Source organism: Hoeflea sp. YIM 152468 (assembly GCF_029210485.1).
Taxonomy (GTDB): domain Bacteria; phylum Pseudomonadota; class Alphaproteobacteria; order Rhizobiales; family Rhizobiaceae; genus Hoeflea.
Map to the genome: position 1 here is coordinate 132,023 of NZ_JARGET010000013.1, position 21,064 is coordinate 153,086.

19 protein-coding genes are annotated in these 21,064 nt (G+C 60.3%); 7 read left to right on the forward strand and 12 right to left on the reverse strand.

What is annotated here, in order from left to right; all coding sequences use genetic code 11:
• Window positions 1–124: 124 nt before the first annotated feature.
• The 7 genes from PZ897_RS08095 to PZ897_RS08125 form a co-directional block, all read right to left on the reverse strand.
• Complete coding sequence (locus PZ897_RS08095; protein WP_275751508.1) at window positions 125–1,270, reverse strand: iron-containing alcohol dehydrogenase; 1,146 nt, start codon at window positions 1,268–1,270, stop codon at window positions 125–127.
• Window positions 1,267–2,655, reverse strand: coding sequence for an aldehyde dehydrogenase family protein (locus PZ897_RS08100; protein WP_275751510.1), 1,389 nt, complete (start codon window positions 2,653–2,655; stop codon window positions 1,267–1,269). Before PZ897_RS08100 ends, PZ897_RS08095 begins: the two co-directional genes overlap by 4 nt.
• A gap of 71 nt (window positions 2,656–2,726) precedes the next feature.
• Window positions 2,727–4,091: a glutamine synthetase family protein gene (locus PZ897_RS08105; RefSeq protein ID WP_275751512.1), complete on the reverse strand. Its 1,365-nt coding sequence runs from the start codon at window positions 4,089–4,091 to the stop codon at window positions 2,727–2,729.
• Window positions 4,092–4,200: 109 nt separating this feature from the next.
• On the reverse strand, window positions 4,201–5,253 hold the full coding sequence (locus PZ897_RS08110; protein ID WP_275751514.1) for a TRAP transporter substrate-binding protein: 1,053 nt from the start codon (window positions 5,251–5,253) through the stop codon (window positions 4,201–4,203).
• Between the two features lie 43 nt (window positions 5,254–5,296).
• Window positions 5,297–6,631: a TRAP transporter large permease subunit gene (locus tag PZ897_RS08115; RefSeq protein WP_275751515.1), complete on the reverse strand. Its 1,335-nt coding sequence runs from the start codon at window positions 6,629–6,631 to the stop codon at window positions 5,297–5,299.
• Window positions 6,628–7,155 (reverse strand): TRAP transporter small permease subunit, encoded by a 528-nt coding sequence (locus tag PZ897_RS08120; RefSeq protein WP_275751516.1) that lies wholly within the window; start codon window positions 7,153–7,155, stop codon window positions 6,628–6,630. The genes PZ897_RS08115 and PZ897_RS08120 overlap by 4 nt, the downstream gene beginning before the upstream one ends.
• 57 nt (window positions 7,156–7,212) lie before the next feature.
• Window positions 7,213–8,058 (reverse strand): N-formylglutamate amidohydrolase, encoded by an 846-nt coding sequence (locus tag PZ897_RS08125; RefSeq protein WP_275751518.1) that lies wholly within the window; start codon window positions 8,056–8,058, stop codon window positions 7,213–7,215.
• Between the two features lie 82 nt (window positions 8,059–8,140).
• On the opposite strand from PZ897_RS08125, the gene PZ897_RS08130 reads away from it, so the two are divergent.
• Window positions 8,141–8,986: a MurR/RpiR family transcriptional regulator gene (locus PZ897_RS08130; RefSeq protein WP_275751520.1), complete on the forward strand. Its 846-nt coding sequence runs from the start codon at window positions 8,141–8,143 to the stop codon at window positions 8,984–8,986.
• A gap of 127 nt (window positions 8,987–9,113) precedes the next feature.
• Here the strand turns inward: PZ897_RS08130 and PZ897_RS08135 are convergent, their stop codons facing one another.
• Complete coding sequence (locus tag PZ897_RS08135) at window positions 9,114–9,899, reverse strand: DUF2189 domain-containing protein (protein ID WP_275751522.1); 786 nt, start codon at window positions 9,897–9,899, stop codon at window positions 9,114–9,116.
• Window positions 9,900–10,179: 280 nt separating this feature from the next.
• Here PZ897_RS08135 and PZ897_RS08140 point away from each other — a divergent pair, with 280 nt between their 5' ends.
• Window positions 10,180–10,623 carry a TspO/MBR family protein gene (locus tag PZ897_RS08140; protein ID WP_275751523.1) on the forward strand — a complete coding sequence of 148 codons (444 nt, stop codon included), beginning with the start codon at window positions 10,180–10,182 and terminating at the stop codon, window positions 10,621–10,623.
• Window positions 10,624–10,726: 103 nt separating this feature from the next.
• The gene (ispG, locus tag PZ897_RS08145) at window positions 10,727–11,968 is read left to right on the forward strand and encodes a flavodoxin-dependent (E)-4-hydroxy-3-methylbut-2-enyl-diphosphate synthase (RefSeq protein ID WP_275751525.1); all 1,242 of its coding nucleotides are present in this window, start codon (window positions 10,727–10,729) and stop codon (window positions 11,966–11,968) included.
• Window positions 11,969–12,055: 87 nt separating this feature from the next.
• Here the strand turns inward: ispG and PZ897_RS08150 are convergent, their stop codons facing one another.
• Window positions 12,056–14,551, reverse strand: coding sequence for a response regulator (locus PZ897_RS08150; protein ID WP_275751527.1), 2,496 nt, complete (start codon window positions 14,549–14,551; stop codon window positions 12,056–12,058).
• A 109-nt stretch (window positions 14,552–14,660) separates the two neighbouring features.
• Window positions 14,661–15,578 carry a polyprenyl synthetase family protein gene (locus PZ897_RS08155; RefSeq protein WP_275751529.1) on the reverse strand — a complete coding sequence of 306 codons (918 nt, stop codon included), beginning with the start codon at window positions 15,576–15,578 and terminating at the stop codon, window positions 14,661–14,663.
• A 251-nt stretch (window positions 15,579–15,829) separates the two neighbouring features.
• On the opposite strand from PZ897_RS08155, the gene mtgA reads away from it, so the two are divergent.
• The 3 genes from mtgA to rpmF all read left to right on the forward strand — a co-directional run bounded on the left by mtgA (window position 15,830) and on the right by rpmF (window position 17,589).
• Entirely contained in the window at window positions 15,830–16,504 is a 675-nt protein-coding gene (gene mtgA, locus PZ897_RS08160; protein ID WP_275751601.1) for a monofunctional biosynthetic peptidoglycan transglycosylase, read from the forward strand.
• A 73-nt stretch (window positions 16,505–16,577) separates the two neighbouring features.
• Complete coding sequence (locus tag PZ897_RS08165; protein ID WP_275751531.1) at window positions 16,578–17,225, forward strand: glutathione S-transferase family protein; 648 nt, start codon at window positions 16,578–16,580, stop codon at window positions 17,223–17,225.
• A 178-nt stretch (window positions 17,226–17,403) separates the two neighbouring features.
• On the forward strand, window positions 17,404–17,589 hold the full coding sequence (gene rpmF / locus PZ897_RS08170; protein WP_275751534.1) for a 50S ribosomal protein L32: 186 nt from the start codon (window positions 17,404–17,406) through the stop codon (window positions 17,587–17,589).
• 549 nt (window positions 17,590–18,138) lie between these two features.
• Here rpmF and PZ897_RS08175 read toward each other — a convergent pair.
• Complete coding sequence (locus PZ897_RS08175) at window positions 18,139–18,348, reverse strand: cold-shock protein (RefSeq protein ID WP_035525378.1); 210 nt, start codon at window positions 18,346–18,348, stop codon at window positions 18,139–18,141.
• A gap of 267 nt (window positions 18,349–18,615) precedes the next feature.
• Window positions 18,616–19,638, reverse strand: coding sequence for a fatty acid desaturase (locus PZ897_RS08180; RefSeq protein ID WP_275751539.1), 1,023 nt, complete (start codon window positions 19,636–19,638; stop codon window positions 18,616–18,618).
• A gap of 225 nt (window positions 19,639–19,863) precedes the next feature.
• Between PZ897_RS08180 and PZ897_RS08185 the strand changes: the two genes are divergently transcribed.
• Window positions 19,864–21,063 (forward strand): MFS transporter, encoded by a 1,200-nt coding sequence (locus tag PZ897_RS08185; RefSeq protein WP_275751541.1) that lies wholly within the window; start codon window positions 19,864–19,866, stop codon window positions 21,061–21,063.
• Window position 21,064: the final 1 nt, after the last annotated feature.

Below are 21,064 nucleotides of genomic sequence, written 5' to 3' on the forward strand. Positions count from 1 at the left end.
AACTTTTGCATGCAATCCGGCGAGGCGACATTGCGGTCAATGCCACACCTCCAAAAATGAAACGGCCCGCATTGTGGAGTGCGAGCCGTTCGTGCTGATTGGAGAGGATCGGGTCTTTGCTCGATCAGATACAGGCGTCAAACAATGCCCTGGTGTTCTCCGTCGTCAATGTGACCGGATTGCCGCCGGCGCTGGGGTCTTCCAGCGCCATGGCCGTCATTTCATCGATCCGGTCGCGCGCCACACCCAGCGCTGCAAGCTTGTCGGGTACCCCCAGGTCGGCGCGCAGCTTAAGCACGAAATCATAAAATCCGTCGAAACCGCCATCAATTCCCATATAGGCGGCCGCGCGGGCAATCCGCTCCTCGATCACCGGTCTGTTCATCCGAAGCACCGGCGGCATCACCACGGCGTTGGTCATGCCGTGATGGGTGTTGTAGACCGCGCCAACCGGGTGCGACAGAGCATGAATCGCGCCGAGACCCTTCTGAAACGCCACCGCGCCCATGGCAGCTGCGCTCATCATTTCCGCGCGGGCGGCGATGTTGGAGCCATCGGCAACAACCAAACGCAAATTGTCCTTGACCAGCCGCATGCCCTCGAGCGCGATGCCCTGGCTCATCGGGTGATAGAAGGGCGAGGAGTAGGCCTCCAGGCAATGCGCGAAGGCATCCATGCCTGTGCCAACAGTGATCATCATCGGCATGCCGGTTGTCAGTTCCGGATCACAGATGGTCACCGCCGGAAGCAGCTTCGGGTGGAAGATGATTTTCTTGACGTGTGTCACAGAGTTGGTCAGCACGCCGGCGCGTCCGACTTCCGATCCGGTGCCCGCCGTCGTCGGCACCGCAATGATCGGGGCAATGGCATCAGCATTGGCGCGGGTCCACCAGTCACCGACATCCTCGAAATCCCAGACCGGACGGTCCTGGCCAGCCTGAAACGCGATCAGCTTGCCCAGATCCAGTCCGGAACCACCACCAAAGGCGATGACACCATCGTGACCGCCAGCCTTGAACACGGCAACGCCGGCTTCAAGGTTTTTCTCGTTCGGGTTCGGATCAACCTCGGCAAACACCGCCCGACCGAGGCCCGCAGCCTCCATCAAGTCAAGTGCATTTGCGGTGATCGGCAACGAGGCAAGGCCCCGGTCGGTGACCAGAAGCGGCCTTTTCATGCCTGCTGCAGCACAGGCCTCGGAAAGCTCCGAAATGCGGCCAGCGCCAAAACGGATTGCGGTGGGGTAGGACCAGTTGGCACGCGGGCTCATGCGGATTTCTTTCTCAGGTGATAGGATTTGGGACGGGTAAGATTATGGAAGCCGATTTCCGACAGCGAACCGCCGCGACCGGTGGCCTTGCAACCGGTCCAGCACAGCGCCGGGTCCAGATAATCGGCCCGGTTCATGAACACGGTTCCGGTCTCGATCTCGTCGCCGAGACGCGCGGCGCGCTCGGTGTCATTGGTCCACAACGAGGCAGTGAGGCCGAACTGGCAATCATTCATCAGGCGAAGCGCTTCTTCGTCGCTGTCCACCGGCATGATCCCGACAACCGGGCCGAAGCTCTCGTCGCGCATGATCCGCATATCGTGGGTGACATCGACCAGAACCTGCGGCATCAGATAGGCGCCGCCATCATCGGCCGGAAACAGCTTCGGGTCGATCAGGCTGCGTGCGCCGCTGACGATGGCTTCTGCGGTCTGGACGCGAACCTCCTTGGCAAAGCGCACATTGGCCATCGGGCCGATGCTGGTGTCCTGTTCCAGCGGATTGCCGAGCTTGAGCCCGGACGAAACCCAGGCCGCAGCCTTTTCGACAAAGGCATCATAGAGCGGGCGGGCGATGTAGAGCCGTTCAATGCCGCAGCAGCACTGTCCGGCATTGAACATGGCGCCATCCATCAGCGTATCGACAGCCCAGTCGAGATCGGCGTCTTCCATCACATAGCCGGGGTCCTTGCCGCCAAGCTCCAGCCCCAGACCGGTAAAGGTGCCGGCAGCAGCGCGCTCGATCGCCTTGCCGCCACCGACCGAGCCGGTGAAGTTGATGAAGTTGAAGCTGCCTGCAGAGATCAGTTTCTCGGTGCCCGGATGATCGAGGAACAGGTTGATGAACACATCCTGCGGCAATCCCGCTTCGGTGAAGGCGCGGACCATGCGTTCGCCGACCAGCAAGGTCTGCGTCGCATGCTTGAGCACCACCGTGTTGCCGGCGATCAGCGCCGGAGCAACCGTGTTGATCGCCGTCATATAGGGATAGTTCCACGGCGCCACCACAAACACCACACCGTGCGGAACGTGCTCGATGCGGCGCTCGAACTGTTCCGAATTCTCGATCTCGATCGGCGCCAGTGCCCGTGCAGCAATATCGGCCATGTAGGTGGCGCGCTCGTTGAGGCCGCCGAACTCGCCGCCATAGCGGATCGGCCGGCCCATCATCCAGGCCAGTTCCGGCACCACCTCGTCGCTCATCTGGTTGAGACGCGCAACGCCGGCGCCAACCAGCGCGATGCGCTCTTCCAGCGGTCGCCGGGCCCAGTCCTTCTGCGCCTTTCGCGACCGGGCGACCGCCGCCGCCGCATCGTCAACGCCCATGACCGGGCGTTCGGCATAGACCGACCCGTCAACCGGCGATATCAGTTTCAAACTGCTCATTGCTTGGTCTCCTTCGGCGGACCGCCGCACATCCGACGCGACGCCTGCCATCCATCATCTTTGTTCCGTGCTCAGGCGCGTTCGAAACCGCGGGCAATTTCCCAATCGGTGACGGCCTTGTCGAATTCTTCCTGCTCCCACTCGGCGCAGCGCACATAATGATCGACCACCGCATCGCCCATCGCCGCGCGCAACATCGCGGAGGCGCGCAAGGTTTCAATCGCCGCCCTCAGCGTCGACGGGATATGCTTGGCCTCCGCGTTCTCATAGACATCGCCGCCGGTCGGCGGTGCCAGGTCGAGCTTGTCTTCGATTCCCTTGATCCCGGCAGCAAGCAGAGCAGCCTGGGCAAGGTAGGGGTTCATGTCGGATCCGCCGATGCGGCACTCAACCCGGACCGCCTTGCTGTTCTCGCCGCAAAGCCGAAAACCGGCTGTGCGGTTGTCAACCGACCAGACCGTGCGGGTCGGCGCGAAGGTCCCCTTCATGAAGCGCTTGTAGCTGTTGACATAGGGCGCGAGAAAACAGGTGTAATCGGCTGCATACTCGATCAGCCCGGCCATGAAATGACGCATCAGCTCCGACATTCCATGCGCCGCGTTTTCATCGCGAAACACCGGGGTCTTGCCCGCCCACAGCGACATGTGAACATGCGAGGACGAGCCGACCTTCTGCGGGTGCCATTTCGGCAGGAACGTCACCGAGCGGCCCTGCGCCCAGGCAATTTCCTTGACCGCGTGCTTGGCGATGGTGTGGTGATCGGCGCAATCGAGCGCTTCGGCATAGCGAATGTTGAGCTCTTCCTGACCGGTCTCGGCTTCGCCCTTGGTGTTTTCCACCGGAATGCCGGCGGCGAAGAGATGGTTGCGCACCGGACGCATCACGCCCTCTTCCTTGGTGGTCTGGAGGATGTGGTAATCCTCATTGTAGGCGCTGATCGGTGTCAGCTCGCGGTAGCCCGACTGGGCCAGTTCGCGGAAACTCTGTTCGAACAGAAAAAACTCCAGCTCGGTGGCCATCATCGCCTCGTAGCCGAGGTCCTTGAGCCGGGCGATCTGGACTTTCAATATCTGGCGCGGCGATTGCGGCACCGGCTCGTGGTTGTGATGATCCAGTAGATCGCACAGCACCATCGCCGTGCCTTCCAGCCATGGAATGCGACGCAGGGTGGAAAGATCCGGCTTCATCACATAATCGCCATAACCGGCCTGCCAGCTTGTGGTCGCATAGCCATCCGGCGTCGCCATTTCGAGGTCCGTTGCCAGAATGTAGTTGCAGCAATGGGTTTCCTCATGGCTCGACTCGATAAAATTCTGCACATGGAACCGCTTGCCCATCAGGCGGCCCTGCATGTCGACGCAACAAACCAGCACAGTGTCGATATCGCCGGAGCCTGCGGCGGTTTTCAGCTCGTCAAAAGAAAGATTTCCGGCCATGTAATCTGATCCTGGTAAACTGCCCCGGTGGGTATGGATTTTGCAAGCCGCTGTAGCGGCAAACCGCCCCCCGAAGCAAGCCGGGAGGCGGAACTCTCAAGCGCGGTTTTTACAGTTCGCCGTAAGGGAAGCCCGCTGAGTTGATGACCTTGTTGTAGTCCTTGAAGATTGCGATGACCTTCGCCTTGGTTTCGCTTTCCGCGGCAACTTCATCCCAGAACTTGACTGCCGCATCTTCGACCTGTTTCCACTCGGCGGCGGGAACGGAGCGCAGCTTGAGCTTGTCACCGGTGGCGCGCAGCTTGGCTTCGCCGCCCCAGTACCACTGGTTGCGGAACGTGTGGGTCGCTTCCATGCAGGACATGTAGAGCTGCTTGAGATGATCGGGCAGCTCATTCCATTTTTCCTCATTGGCAAACCAGGAGCCGATCCAGGCCCCCGAGATGTTGTTGGTCAGGAAGTAGTCGGTCACATCGGCCCAGCCGACGGTGTAGTCTTCGGTGATGCCCGACCAGGACATGCCGTCAAGCTCACCGGTCTGCACCGCGACTTCCGCATCCTCGTAAGGAATTGACAACGGCACCACGCCAAACTGGGTCAGGAAGCGACCGGCCGTCGGGAAGGTGTAGAGCTTCAAGCCGTCGAGATCGGCAACGCTGGTGATTTCCTTCTTGGTGTTGAAGTTGCACGGGTCCTGACCCGCTGCGGAAAGCCAGACAACGCCTGTCCCGGAATAGGCGTCGCGCCAGATGTCGCCCAGGCCGTACTGCTGGAACAAGACCGGGACGTCGAGAATCGAACGGGTCGCGAACGGAAAGTACCCGCCGAACAAACCCACTTCCACCGGTGACGCCATCGAATCATCATCCGAATGCACGGCATCGATGGTGCCGGCCTGCATGGCGCGGAACAATTCGCCGGTCGGCACGATCTGGTCTGCGAAGAACAGCTCGATGACCATTTCGCCATTGGCTGCCTTGTTGAAGGCATCGACGAAAGGCTGGGTTACGAACTGGCCCAGTGTCGCGCCGGCATAGGTCTGCATGCGCCAGCGGATTGGCTCCTGAGCTATTGCGGGCGGGGCCGCAAGGGCCGTGCCCGCTGCTGCACCGGCGGCGACGCCGGCTTTGGTGAGAAATTGACGCCTCTTAAGATTGCTCATGCTGTTTTCCTCTTCGGTTTCGTCTTCTCTGGACTTGCTCATTTCAGCCCCGGAGTTTGCCGCGGAATTGCTCCGGCAGCCACAATGCGATTTCCGGGAACATCATCACGATCACCAAGGTGAGCAGCATGACCGCAACGAAGGGAATGATGGAAAGATAGATGTGACGCAGCTTGATTTCCGGCGGCGCCATGGCCCGCATCAGGAACAGATTGTAGCCGAATGGCGGAGTCATGTAGGCGATCTGGCAGGTGATCGTGTAAAGAATGCCGTACCAGACCAGATCGAAGCCGAGGATCTTGACCAGCGGCACATAAAGCGGCGCCACGATCACAAGCATGGCCGTGTCATCAAGAAAGGTTCCCATCAGCAGAAAGCTCAACTGCATCAGGATCAGCACATGCCACGGATCGAGGCCGAGCTGCCCGAGGAAGAAACCCTCAATGGCGCGCACTGCGCCGAGTCCGTCGAACACTGCGCCGAAGCACAGCGCCGCCAGAATGATCCACATGAACATACAGGAAATGCCAAGTGTCTTGCGCACCACATTTTCCATCACCTGGTGCGTGAGCCGGCCCTTGATCAGTGCGGCAGCCATCGAAGCCAGCGCGCCCACCGCCGAGCTCTCCACCAGGCTGGTATAGCCAAGCAGGAACAGGCCGTTCATCAGGAAGAAGATCATGAACGGCAAAAATCCCGCCCTGAGCAATCCGATCCTCTCCTTCCAGCTGATGGCGTCGCGCTCTTGCTTTGACAGCGGAGGGCCCAGATGCGGCTGCAATTTGCAGCGGACGGCAATGTAGAGAATGAACAGCCCCGCCATCAAAAGCCCCGGGAACACCCCGGCAAGCCACAGTTGACTGACTGGTTGCCGCGCAATCATGCCATACAGCACCAGCACGACCGATGGCGGGATCAGGATCCCCAGGCTCGATCCCCCCTGAACCACCCCGGTGATCATCAGCTTGTCGTAACCGCGGCGCAACAGCTCCGGCAGCGCGATTGTCGCCCCGATTGCCATGCCGGCAACCGACAGGCCGTTCATGGCCGATATCACCACCATCATGAAGATGGTGCCTATCGCAAGCCCGCCGGGAACCGGGCCGAACCAGACATGAAACATCCGGTAGAGATCGTCGGCGATCCGGCTTTCCGACAGCATGTAGCCCATGAAGATGAACATCGGCAGCGTCAGCAACGGATACCATTTCATCAGCTTGATTGATTGGGCGAAGGCAATTTCGACACCGCCGGTGCCCCACAGCGGCAGCGCCGCAATCACTGCCACGGCGCCGATGACGCCAAACACCCGCTGCCCGGTCAAGAGCAGCGCCATCATGGCGGCGAACATGAACAGGGCGATAAGTTCGTAGCTCAAAGGCCCGCCTCGCTTTGGTGATTGACGCTGATCCCGCGCAGAAAAAGGATATCCCGGAACAACTCGGCAATGGTCTGCAGCAGCATCAGCAAGATGCCGACAACGCCGATCAGCTTGACCGGCCACATGTAGGGCCGCCAGACCGAATGGGCCCGCTCGCCATATTCAATGGCATAGGAGGTGCTGGAGATGCCGCCATAAAGCAGCACGAACAGATAGAAAATCAGGAACAGCACGGTAACGGAATCGATGGCCGCCTTGCGGCGCGGTGACCAGCCGCCATAGAGCAGATCCATCCGCACATGATCGCCCAGCTGCATGGAGTAGGCACCGCCGAGCAGGTAGTAGGCCACCATGATGAACTGGGCGAATTCGAGTGTCCACAGGGATGGCGCCCCGGCATATTTGCTCAGCGAAGACCAGAACAGCACACCCATCAGCGCGAAGATCAGATACATTGCAAACCGCCCTATGCGACGGTTGAAGGCATCGACGGCGCGAATATATCTCTCGAGCAACGTCATCCGCACATCGCTCCGAAGCCAGGCATCGAACCTCTTCCAAAATCCGGAACGGCGTTCTCATGCATGAAGACGTCCCCCTTTTGATTTGAGCTGTGCGAGCGACGCACGCAGAAGGTCCGCAATGCGTTCGGCCCAGATGCGCTGGCCGGTTTCGTCAGAAATGAGGTCATTGCGGATTTCCAGCATGACGTTGGCGATCTGCCGGGTCAATCCATGCCGCTGGAGCGTGTGGGTCACACCATCGTCGGGTCCGTAGGGATAGTTCCGCCGGACCAGGTCCAGTTGAGCCGCGGCAGCGGCCGCGAGCATGGCGTCGGCCAGAGCGCCGTCATCATCGTGCAGAATGCCAAGATGGCCATCGCGCGGCCGGCCGAAATAGACCGGTGTAAACGAATGAACCGTCACCAGCACCACAGTGCGCCCTTGCCCCAGCCGTGCATCGATCAACGTATCGAGGGCATGGTGAAACGGATGATAGAGGGCATCGGCGCGCCGGTCCTTCTCCGCTGCACTGAGACCCGCATTGCCGGGAACGCCATAGATTTCGCTGCGTTCGGGATACGCCCCGGGTGACATTGGCGGCCGATTGCAATCATAGGCAAGCCGGGAGAACCGTTGCGAAACCAACGACGCGTCGAGATCGTCCGACAAATTTTCGGCAACACGCTGTGCGCCGATATCCCAGGCGATATGGCTTTCGAGCGCCGCCTCATCGAGCCCCAGGCTTCCAAGCGAGCGCGGCATCCTGTTGGACGCATGTTCGCAAACCAAAACGATCTCGCTGGCTCCCTCGGGGCGACGCACAACGAACGCCGGCCCTTCAGATAGTTCGATCAGCATATCGTCTTGCATCTGAAAACGGGCCCCGGCAAGTGTCAGCAGGATGTGTTCAATTTGTAACATTGATTAGGATTGCCCGCACGTTGTCAATCCTGTAATTTTTATTACGTATTCAATTTCACATTCAGCAGAATCGGATCCAGTCATGGCAATACGCGAACAGGTTCAGGCCGCATTGGGAACCTTGCCTGCCGCCGAAAAAAAAATCGCCCATGCATTCCTCGCCAACTATCCCAGCATCGGGCTGTCAACGATCGCCGAACTCGCGGCACTTGCCGGCACCAGCGCGCCGACCGTGCTGCGCTTTGTCGCTCGGCTCGGCTTTGACTCCTATCCCGATTTCCAGCGCGTCTTGCGCTCCGATGTGCAGGCGCAACTGATGTCGCCGCTCGAACGCGCCCGCAAAACCGGCCCGGTCACCGACAATCCGGCGCTCAAGGCGAGCTTCGCAAGCATTGCCGACAATCTCGACGCCACCCTGAAGGCGGTGCCCGAGAGCGAGTTTGAAGCCGCCTGCGAACTTCTGTCCGATCAGAAGGCCGCCTGCCACCTGCTGGGTGGCAGGTTCACCGATACCATTGCCGCCTATATGGCAGCGCATTTGCGGATCATCCGGCCCAATGTCAGGCATTTCGGCGGCCAGACCTCGACCTGGCGCGACCAGTTGCTCGACGTGCGCCCCGGCGACGTCGCCGTGCTGTTCGATATCCGTCGCTATCAATCCGACCTGGTCCGGCTCAGTGAACTTCTGGTCGAGCGCAAGGCCCGCATTCTGCTGATCACCGACCCGTGGCTCTCGCCCATCGCCCGCTCTGCGCGTGTGGTGCTTCCCTGTGTCGTCGACGCCAACAGGACCTGGGATTCAAGCATCACGCTGATGGCACTGGCCGAAGCGCTGATCGACCGTGTTTCCCGCGCCCAATCGGTCGGCGCCCGCGCCCGCATGCAGACCCTTGAGGATATTCACTGGAACAAGCTGCAGGGCAGATAGCATCGCCACAGACTCTGCCATGGCGCTATCAGCAGGCCGTTTGGCTTCGTGCGTGCGGATTGTTGTGGCGGCAGACGCGAAATCTGCCGGCCGTCGATCCATCAGCTTGCCTGCACCTGAGCCACCCTCACGCCGGCGACGTTGCCCTGCGGTACAGATGCCAGGTCGCGTGGCCCAGAACCGGCAGCACCAGCAGCAGCCCGGCAAAGGCCGGCAGCAGCGCCAGAAGCGTGGCGCTTCCCGCCACAAGGCCGAAGCCGAGCATCGGCAATGGATTCTTGGCCACCGTTGTGATGCTCGTGATCATCGCCGTGACGAAATCGACCTCGCGCTCGGCCAACATCGGCAGCGCAATCACCGTCGTGGAAAACAGCACGGTCGCCAGGAACGCTCCAACAAGGGTGCCAACGCCGAGGAACCCCCAGCCTTCGGGCGTTGACAGGACAATTTCGCTAAAGCGGCCCCAGCCCGAAAACGACTTGAACCCCAAGAACAGCGCGAACAGCAGCCGCACCTGGTAGATCCATATCCAGAAAATGAACATGACCACAAATGCCATCCAGCCAAGCTGCCGCTCGCGCTGGTGAAAGACCTGCGTCAGCACCCCTTTGCGGGTGACTGGTTCACCCATCCGCCTTCGACGGCTCACCTCATAGAGCCCCACAGCGACAAACGGCCCAAGCAGGGGGAAGCCGATGGCCAGAGGAATGATCATCCACGGCGATCCGATACGGGTCAGAAACCCCAGGATCAGCAGCCCGCCAATCATGTAGATTCCGCCGAAGAACAGACCATAACCGGGATGGACCCTGAAATCCCCCCACCCTTCGACCAGGCTCGCCTTCACATCGTGCAACGACAAATCGCGAATTGGCGGCGCGCCCCCGTCCAGCCTTGACGTGGTGTTGGTCATGTCATCCTCCCTCTCCCGTCCAAGCAGCTATCATGTTGCTTGTGCGGAGAAAACCCTGCATCGGCAATGATCCTGATCAAGCGGCATTGATCCGTCGCACCCCCTTGTGCGCTGACGGCGCCAATCATCCTGGCCATCACAAGCTTCCGGAGGCGCGACATCAGCGGCTCTGGCAAGTCCGTGGCGGAACACTACCTTTGAAAGGGCAATCGACAACCCTGCGTCACGGCCGCAGCTTTGCACCGCGCCGCCACGGCTCAACCGGTTCTTGGAGTTTGAAATGTCTGCCATCATCATTGCCGTGCTCGTGCTTGCCACCGCATCGAGCGGGGCCTTCTTCAAGCCCGGCGCCTGGTATCAGCAATTACGCCGCCCCTCCTGGACGCCACCGAACTGGGCGTTTCCTGTGGTCTGGTCCATCCTTTACATCGCCATCGGCATCTCCGGCTGGTTGGTCTGGCAAACCGCCGGTGCTGGCATCATCATGGCGCTTTGGCTGCTGCAACTGATCCTCAACGGCGCCTGGTCCTGGCTGTTTTTCGGCCGCCACCGGATGGATCTGGCCTTCATCGATGTTTGCCTGCTGCTTCTGACCATTCTGGCCTATATCGCTTTCGCCAGCATGGTTTTGCCACTGGCCGCCCTGCTGTTCGTGCCTTACGCTGTCTGGGTCGCCACGGCAGCCGCACTCAATCACGCAGTCTGGCGGCTCAACCCGGATTGACCGGACATTGGCCATCAAACCACTTCCAATTCGCCAGTTGCCGTTCTAGGAAGTGACCATCCAAGGCTCCCTGCCGCATGGCAGACTGCAATCCGAGGCTCCCATGACCACTTCCCACTTCGTTGTCCCGCAAGCCCGCCGCGCCAGCGTTGCGGTCGATGTCGGTGGCGTCATCGTTGGTGGCGGCGCGCCGGTGGTGGTGCAGTCGATGACCAACACCGACACTGCCGACGTTGACGCGACCGTGGCACAGGTCGCAGCCTTGCATCGCGCCGGTTCGGAGATCGTCCGCCTCACGGTCGACCGCGACGAAAGTGCAGCCGCCGTGCCGAAGATCCGCGACCGGCTCGAGCGCCTTGGCCTCGACGTGCCGCTGGTCGGCGATTTCCATTACATCGGCCACACGCTTCTGGCCGATCATCCCGGCTGCGCCGAAGCGCTGGCCAAGTACCGCATCAACCCGGGCAATGTCGGCTTCAAGGACAAGAAGGACCGCCAGTTCGTCGAGATCGTCGAAATGGCCATCCGCCACAACAAGCCGGTGCGCATCGGGGTCAACTGGGGCTCACTCGACCAGGTTCTGCTGACCAGGCTGATGGACGAGAACGCCGCCAACGGATCACCACTGAGCGCCAAGGATGTCACCCGCGAAGCCATCATCCAGTCAGCCCTGCATTCAGCCGCGCTGGCCGAGGAGACCGGGCTTGAACGCAACCGCATCATCCTCTCGGCCAAGGTCAGCCAGGTGCAGGACCTGATCGCGGTCTATTCCGAACTCGCCACCCGCTCGGATCACGCCCTGCATCTGGGCCTGACCGAAGCCGGCATGGGCTCAAAGGGCATTGTCGCCTCGTCCGCCGCCATGGGTATCGTGTTGCAGGCCGGCATCGGCGACACGATCAGGGTGTCACTGACCCCCGAACCTGGCGGCGACCGCACCCGCGAGGTCATCGTCGCCCAGGAATTGTTGCAGGTCATGGGCTTCCGCCAGTTTGTTCCGGTGGTGGCCGCCTGCCCGGGCTGCGGCCGCACCACCTCCACCGTGTTCCAACAGCTTGCCCGCACCATTGAGGATGATCTGAGGCGCAACATGCCGCTCTGGCGCGACAGATATCCCGGCGTCGAGGGACTGCAGGTCGCGGTCATGGGTTGCATAGTCAACGGCCCGGGCGAATCCAAGCACGCCGACATCGGCATTTCCCTGCCCGGCACCGGCGAGAACCCGGCGGCACCTGTCTTCATCGACGGCAAGAAGGCTGCCACTCTGCGCGGCCCCGGGATCGCCGAGGACTTTCAGGCGATGGTCGCCAATTATATCGAAAAGCGGTTCGGAACAGGCGCCTGATCCGGACCGCATTCTGCGGGATGCGCTTGGAATCAGATCCTCAGGCGTGGCCTGAAGCGGCGTCTGATACAGCAATAATGGTATCCGCTACGCCGATCGCGCCCTGTCCTGGGCCGCAGGCAGCCAGCGGTCGATCATGGCGCCAAGCTTTTCCGGCGAGATCGGCTTGGACAGATAGTCATCCATCCCCGCGGCCAGACAGCGCTCCTCATCGCCCTTGAGCGAATGCGCGGTAACAGCAATGATCGGCGTCGAGGTCAGCCCCTCACGGGCCTCGATAGCCCGGATTTCGGCGGTCGCCTCAAGGCCGTTCATTTCCGGCATCGAAACATCCATCAACACCAGCATCGGTCGCAGTTCGGACCACATGCGCACAGCCTCGCGCCCATTCACCGCGAGCCTGTGCGCAAATCCCAATCCGTCCAGGGATTGCTGAAAGACAATCTGGTTGATTTGGTTGTCTTCCGCCACCAGAATCAGCGGTTCGGTCGGCATGGCCGTTTCCGGCGTGCCGGCATCAGCGAGGGCGACACCGGCGGCAGGGCCGACAGGGGCCTGGCCCACGCCTGCAACAGTGCTCCGCACCGGCGCTGCTGCGCTTGCATGAGGCCGCGAGCCGGCATTGGCGTGAAGCAACGCCGCCTGCACGGTCATGCGCAACTGCGCACTGCGCACAGGTTTGGTCAATTGCGCAAAAATGCCGAGATCACTCAGCGCCGCGAGCTGATCTGCCTGGTCAACCGATGACAGGATGAGAATCGGTGTCTCCGCGATCAACGGCTCTGACCTGATGGCCCGGGCGACATCGGCGCCCGTCATGCCCGGCATCTGGAAGTCCAGAACCACAAGGTCAATGCCTATGCCAAGACTCGAACGCGCATGCCGCAGCAGGTCGAGTCCGATCTCGCCACCTTCCACCGCCACGCAGTCAAATCCCCAGTCGCGGATTTGCTCCGTCAGGATCATCCGGTTGATCGCATTGTCATCAATCACCAGAACACGACGGCCGGGCAGATCATCCGTGCGGGCGGGAGCCACCGATGCGGCTTCACGGCAGACATCCATTTCGATTGTAAAGCTGAAGCTGGAGCCAATCCCGACCTCGCTTTCAAGTTCAATTTTCCCGCCCATCATCTCCACCAGCCGTGTGGCGATGGCCAGACCAAGCCCGGTACCTTCATGCTTGCGCGTCGAGGATCCGTCCACCTGACTGAATTTTTCAAAGATGGCATCCAGCTTTTCGGCCGGAATACCGATCCCCGTGTCCCGTACGGCGATCGACAGCGCCAGCCGCTCCGTCTCGCCCACCTTGCCGACCTTGCGCCAGTCGATCTCGACCATGACATGGCCATGCTCTGTGAATTTGACCGCGTTGCCGACAAGGTTGGTCAGAATTTGCCGGATTCGCCCGGGATCTCCGATCAGCTTATCGGGCAATCCGGGCGCGATGCGAACAACAAGCTCGATGTCCTTTTCAACCACCCGGGATGACATCAGCGTGGCAACGTCTTCAGTTGTGTCAATCAGATTGAATGATTTGGGATTGAGCTTGAGCTGCCCGGCATCGATCTTTGAGAAGTCGAGAATGTCGTTGATGATTTCCAGCAGCGCATTGCCGGACTTGAGGATGACATCGGTAAATGTGCGTTGCCGCGTATCGAGATCGGTCCTTGTCAAAAGCTCTGCCATCCCCAATACGCCGTTCATCGGCGTACGAATTTCGTGACTCATGGTGGCGAGAAACTCGGATTTGGCCCTGTCGCCCATTTTCGCCTTGGTCAAGGCCGCATCGATCTCACGGGTCTTGTCCTGCAGGCGCCTGATCATCTGGCGAATGATGAAGTCGATCGGTATGAACACGCCGAGACCCAGCACCAGCAAGATACCGATTATCGCCAGCAGATATCGTTTGAGCAAATCTCCCTGTGCAAGGGACAATTCCGCCAGATAGCTCCTGAATTGCTCATGCACAAAAAGATCGGACGGGTGGATCACCTCTTCAAACATCGCGTTGACTTCGCGGCTTGCCCAGTAGAGATCCTTTTTGGTACGGGCCGCGTCGACACGCTCGGCACCCACCATCTGCATATGAGCCAGAAACGGGTCCGCATCGCTCATGTAGCGCGATTGCGTCCTTACACGCTGCCTTAGCTCTACGGGAAGCTCTTCCCACTTGTCTCTGAGATGCTTGATACTCCAGCGTGCTCTTTCGAAGCGGAAACGCATGCTGGAAATCGCCGACAGAATGTCGGGATCCACCTGCATATTGTCACGAATTGCGCGCTTTTCCACAAGCGTGGCGCCAACGAGCCGCGGGTCCACATAGGCCTGGTACTCGGCATAGGTCTGCGCCAGCCGTTCGCTCCGGTGCGAGATTGCACTCAGCGCGCCGTCGATACCGGCCAGCTCGGTCGAAATCTCGCCGATTTTCTGAATCGTGCGGTTGCGTTCGGTCTGTTTGTTGAAGAAGACCGCGCACATGACCGCAATCACCGTGAGCGAAACGATATACCCGATGCGCAGCGAGATGACAGATCTGCGCGCAACCGCGGTTTCATCCTGATCCTTGGATTTTTCAATCATGACTCTGGCAGCACCCGTTTGGGAGAATACTGCCGCGCGCTGGTTAACAAATGCGTATAGAAAAACGTTATTTTATAATCATGTGGCTGCGAAAACACCGCCAGCAGGATCAGCTTTCCCGACTGGCAATGAAACCGGCAGCCTGCCGGAGCGTATCTGCCTCACCGGCGAACGGCTCGAGCAGCGCCGTCGCCTCTGCAACCAGCCCGCCGAGCCGCAGTCTTACGGTCTTCGCATCATGCAGCGACAGCAACGTTCCCTTGTTCCGGGCCGCATCCTTTCCGGCCGCCTTCCCCAATGTCGCCGCATCCGATGTCACATCCAGCAGATCATCCGCGAGCTGAAAGGCAAGACCGATGATCTCGCCGAATCTGGTCATGCGCGCCACAACGCCGTCATCAGCCCCAGCGGCTATCGCGCCGGCCGCACAGGCATAGCGCAGCAGCGCGCCGGTCTTCATCGCTTGCAGCTGCACGATATCCGTCTCGTCCGGCCTCACCCGCTCGGCATGAAGATCGAGAGCCTGCCCGCCGACCATGCCGCCAACCCCGGCAGCCCGCGCGAGTTGACTGATCAGCACCAGCTTGGCCTCCGCCGGCATCGCCGTCTCCGGGGCTGAGAGAATATCGAATGCCATCGTCAGCAAAGCGTCGCCGGCCAGGATCGCGGTTGCCTCGTCAAAGGCGACGTGAACCGTCGGCTGGCCACGCCGAAGGTCGTCATCATCCATCGACGGCAGGTCATCATGAATGAGCGAGTAGCAATGGACACATTCGAGCGCCACCGCGACTCGCAGAGCTGCCGTCTCGGGCGCACCCAGCATCCGGGCGGTTTCGATGACCAGAAACGGCCGCAAACGTTTTCCGCCATTGAGAACGCCATGACGCATCGCTGCCATCAGATGGCCCGGACGGGCGATTTCACCGGCTGCCGGGGTTTCGGACAGCAGATTTTCAAGCATCGACGCAACCGCCTGTGCCGTGGCTTCCAGTCGTGCGCTAAAGTTCTCTGTGTGATCCCTGTTCATACCGGTCTCTTGTCATGCCGCGTTCGCGGCGGCAACGGTTTGTTTGAGCCAATAAATTCTGGATACCATGATCCGGTGAAATGGGATGAACCTTTCCAGTCTGGCCTTGGCAGACCAAGATCGTTATGCACAGGTTCTATTGCCGTCACTGACGGCACAGTTCGTTCGGGGTACACAAGGTGGCCAGACAGAATCCCATCCAGACGTCCCGATCCGGGACCAAGACCGTTGCACCTCGCCGGCGTTCTGTCCTGCGGCGGCTGATCAGATGGGCGCTGACCCTGATCATCCTCGGTTTGATCCTGCCCTATGGCTTGATACCGCTTTATGCCCTGCCCCAGATCCATCCGGTGTCCACACTGATGCTGACTGAAACAGTCTCCGGCCGCGCCTATGACCGGCAATGGGTTGCGTTTGAAGATATCGCGCCGGTTTTGGTGCAATCGGTGATGATGTCGGAAGACGGACAATTCTGCACCCATTCAGGCATTGACTGGAAGGCGCTCAATCTGGTGATCGATGACGCGCTGGACGGCGAAGCGACGCGCGGCGCAAGCACCATTGCCATGCAGACTGCAAAGAACCTGTTTCTGCCCAAAACCCGCTCAGTGCTGCGCAAGGCGCTGGAGATTCCCCTGGCGATGTGGATGGATGTGGTCTGGTCCAAGCGGCGGCTGATGGAGATTTATCTCAACGTCGCGGAATGGGCCCCCGGCGTCTATGGCATCGAGGCAGCGTCGCAGGCCTATTTCGGAGTGCCGGCAGCAAAGCTCACGGGCCGTCAGGCGGCCCTGCTGGCGGTCACACTGCCCAACCCGATCAAGCGCAATGCCGCCAACGCCTCGCGCGGCATGAACCGGCTTGCGGGCATCATAGAAAAAAGAGCCCGCCAATCCGGCGCCTACATCAAATGCCTTTATGATTGAGTTCAAGTAAATTGTCTTTTCCGGCCACCGCACGCGTGAGACATTGGCTTCCAACCCACGCGAGGTATGTTTCATGGCTGACCCGGTCCTTTACATTGGCAACAAGAACTACTCCTCCTGGTCGTTCAGACCCTGGTTCGGCATGCGCGTCACCAACATCAGCTTCGATGAAAAACTCGTGCCGTTCGACATGTCGGCGGGAAACCCAGCATTCAAGGTCTTTTCTCCCACCGGCAAAGTGCCGGTTCTCGTCGATGGCGACCTGACCGTCTGGGAATCGCTTGCCATCCTTGATCACGTCGCCCGCAAACACCCGCAAGCCGGTCTGTGGCCGGACAACCCGGCACATCGCAGCAGGGCGATGGCCATGAGCGCCGAGATGATGTCGTCGTTTCCGGCATTGCGCGCGGCCTGCCCGATGAACATGCGGCGCGATCGCCACCCCGTTTCTGTGTCGCCCGCTGTCGCAGCGGACGTGGCCCGCATCGAAAGCCTCTGGAACGACTGTCTTTCGCAAAGCGGCGGCCCCTTCCTGTTTGGCGCCTTCTCGATTGCCGATGCGATGTATGCCCCGGTGGTCAACCGCCTCGACGTTTACGCCTTCAAGACCGGACCCGAGACGACAGACTACATGGGCAGGGTGAAAGATCTTCCCGCCTGGCGCGAATGGGAGGCGGCAGCTCGGGCAGAGCCGTGGACTGTCGAACAAGACGAAGCTTGACGGCTGCGTCTGTAGCCGCGATGATTATCGCAAGCCGATGCTAAAAAAATGGCGGCCACCGCTGGTCAAGCCTGCAATAGCCATGTATAAGCCCGGCAAATTTCCGAAATCGGCATCTGTCAGTTTCGCCCTCAGGGTCGACCGCTGGACATGCCTGTATGTTGAATTGGAGTTCGTCATGGCTGTTCCGAAGCGAAAAACCACCCCGTCCAAGCGCGGCATGCGCCGTTCCGCTGACGCTCTCAAGGCCCCGACCTATGTCGAGGACAAGGATTCCGGCGAACTGCGCCGCCCGCACCACATTGACCTGAAGACAGGCATGTATCGCGGTCGCCAGGTTCTGACGCCAAAAGAAAGCGCATAATCTTTCAAGCCGGCTCGGCTTGAACAGATCAGCCTGCGCCATAGCCAGGAATGTCTGCATCCGCCCAGTGTCATTCGTGACATGGGCGGATGCTTGTTGGTGTCTGGTGTACAGTTCACCAATTGGCTTACAGCTGCGGCGGCAGGCCACAGCAAAGCAGCTCGGCAGCGCTGACCGGCGGCGGGCTTTGCCCCCCGCGTGGCACCAGGCTATCCTCACACAAGCCTCAACGAACGCTGTATCTCGTGGAATCAATGTATCTGCGGCGTAGATGCGTCAAGGCTGCCTCAGCCTGTGACTCACCTTTGGCCTGACCCAGGACAGGCGGCCTCAGCCCCGCTGCCGGCATGATGACTTGCCAGCCCCGGAGGGTCTCTGGCCCCCTGCTGATGCATTAAAATGTGTCTTGTGTCCGGCCGCAACGAGCCATGAGCACACCATATCTGCGCCAGATCGGACACCAAAACGCAAAACGCCCGGGAACCGAAGCTCCCAGGCGAAATCAATTCAGAGCGCCCAGCCTAGCCAGCCGACATCTGATTTGGCTTTTCAGTCAGCCTGAATGGTCGAAACGGCGGTCTTGCCGGTGCGACGGTCTTCAGCCGTGTCGAAGCTTACCTTCTGGCCTTCGGCCAGACCGCGCATGCCAGCACGCTCAAGTGCAGTTGCATGGACGAAAACGTCCTTGCTGCCGTCGTCAGGTGCGATGAAGCCGAAGCCCTTTTGGTCGTTGTAGAATTTAACAGTACCGGTTTTCATGGGGGGGAGTCCTTTTTGTCCATGAATGCATTTCCCGGCGCAAGCGCTCTTTTAGGCGCTCGGCGCAGGCGTTCGTCATCGAATTTAAGTGAAGTGTTGAGCGTGTCTCCGCTTCAAGCGGTGAGCGACCAAGTCGTCCGGTCAAAAATCGATAAGCGCTTAATACACTGTTTTTTGAATAGACACAAGTAAAAGCGCAACAGGACGGGCGGATCGCTGAAAACACTCGACCCGCCACAGCCATGTCATCTGTTCAAACCGGCCCGATCACGTCGCCGCAGCGGCTCCGGCCATACGTCCGCGCACGGAACGGAACGGCACCAGCCGACGGTGATCTTCGTCCCACAATGTCAGCGGCACGCAGCGAAAGCTCTGCCACAAGGTCAGCCGCCCGATCTCGGCAAGTTCGGGAAAATCCTTGAGAACCTGCGGCAACCGGTAAAACGGAATGCGGCTCGACAGGTGATGCACATGGTGGATGCCGATATTGCCGGTCACCCACATCAGCGGCTGGGGCAGATCATAGAACGAACTGCCATGCAGGGCGGCGTATTCGCGCTCCCATTTCGGGGCACGCTCCCAGTGGGTCGGATCGAACTGATGCTGCACATAGAACATCCAGACGCCCACCGAAGCCCCGATGAGCATGATCGGCAGGTGGATGATCAGGAAGGCCTTGAAACCGACCAGCATGCCGAGTGCGAGCCACATCGCCACAATGGCCAGGTTGGTCACCATCACGCTTTTCCAGGACATGATGCCGTCCTTCAGCGCCGCCACCGGCAACCGGTGCTGCAGCATGAAGATGAAAGCCGGCCCGAGACCGAACATCACCAGCGGATGACGGTAGAGCCGGTATTTCCAGCGGCCGAAGCCGGTCAGGGCGAGATATTCTTCAACGGTCAGCGTGTCGATGTCGCCGATGCCGCGCCGTTCGAGATTTCCCGATGCGGCATGGTGCATCGCATGCGACCGGCGCCAGTAATCGTAGGGCGTAAGGGTGAGGACGCCAAGAACCCGGCCGACGCGGTCATTCCACTTGGCCGTGGTGAACATCGAGCCGTGGCCACAATCGTGCTGGATGATGAAAGTGCGCACCATCAGAAGCGCTGCAGGAACCGACAACACCAGCGTTAGAATGATGCTGTAGGACAGCGCGAACCACATCAACACCCAGAAAGCCACCAGAAGGCTGACTGTCAGCACTGTCTCGAACGCGCTCCGTCCATCACTCGGCAACCTGTAGGGCTGCAGACGTCGCACCCACTCCCGCGCTGAACCTGTCGCCATTCGTCTTCTCCTGTTTCATTTCCTCGCCGACCGGGCATTTTTGCTGCTCTCGGCACCCAGATCCGCGGCCTTACCACAGCGGGGAGTGAAAGCGGGCATCTTTTTCTGGTGCAATCAACAATTCACGATGTGTCACATCGTCACTCCGAGCGTTACCAGCTTTCAGATTTACCCGGGTTGAAATTCGGTGTACCGCCATTCAATCGATTTAGTCTGGAGCCACAAATGTCCGTCTCGACCATTTCAGCGCCGCCGCTGCTGTCCCCGCAACGATTGGCCGTCTCTCTCATGTTCCTCGCCAATGGCTTCGTGGTGGGCAGCTGGGCGCCGAAGATCCCTGAATTCGCCGCGCGCCTGCGCCTCGATGAAAGCGATCTTGGCCTGATGATCATGTGCTTCGGCATCGGTTCGCTGTGCGCAATGCCGGCGGTTGGCGCGCTGGTCTCGCAAAACGGCTCGCGCACGGTCATGCGCTATGTCGCCGCGGCGACAAGCCCCTGCCTGCTGTTTGTTACCCTGGCGCCGTCAATCTGGACAGCCGCCATCGCGCTGTTTCTCATTGGGGCGCTGATCGGCGGCATGGATGTCGCCATGAACGCCAATGCGGTCGAAGTGGAAAAGCGCCAGGGCCGGGCGATCATGTCATCCTGCCATGGCTTCTGGAGCCTCGGCGGCGTGGCTGGAGCCGGCCTCGGTGGCGTGATGATTGCAGTGTATGGTGTGCATGTTCATGCCATCGCCGCCTCCTTGCTGACAGCCTGCGCGGTCGCCGTGGCGTGGCCAAGAGCGCTCTCCGATCCACCACTCACGACAAATCGTACACGCGGCGAGAATGACACCCGCGGCTCGAGACCCGGCCTGCTCACCGCAGGGGCCGCGGTGTGGCTGACCGGCATCATCTGCCTGATCGTGATGACCCCGGAAGGGGCCGTTCTCGACTGGGGCGCCCTTTATCTGCGTCAGGAACTCGGAGCCGATGCAGCACTGTCTGGCCTCGCTTTCGGCGCCTTTTCTGCTTCGATGGCGTTGATGCGGTTTCTGGGCGATCTGGTGCGCGACCGGTTCGGCGCGGTCAGGACCTTCCGGGTTTCCGTGATTCTGGCCATGGCAGGGCTGGGTGCGGCCGGCATGGCGCAAGCGCCAGAGCTGGCGATCGCCGGCTTTGCAGTGGCCGGTCTGGGCTTGGCCAACACCGTTCCGATCGCCTTTTCGGCGGCCGGCAACCTGCCTGGCTTGCCGCAGGGCCTGGCCATCTCTGTGGTCACCTTCATGGGCTATTCCGGCATTCTGTTTGTCCCTTCGGTGATCGGATTCATCGCAGAACACACCGGCTTCGCCGCCGTCTACATGGCGCTGCCGGTGTTCGTCGTGATACCGCTGCTCTTTTCCGGCCTTATGCGGCACGCCGACAGACCGGTCGGATAAG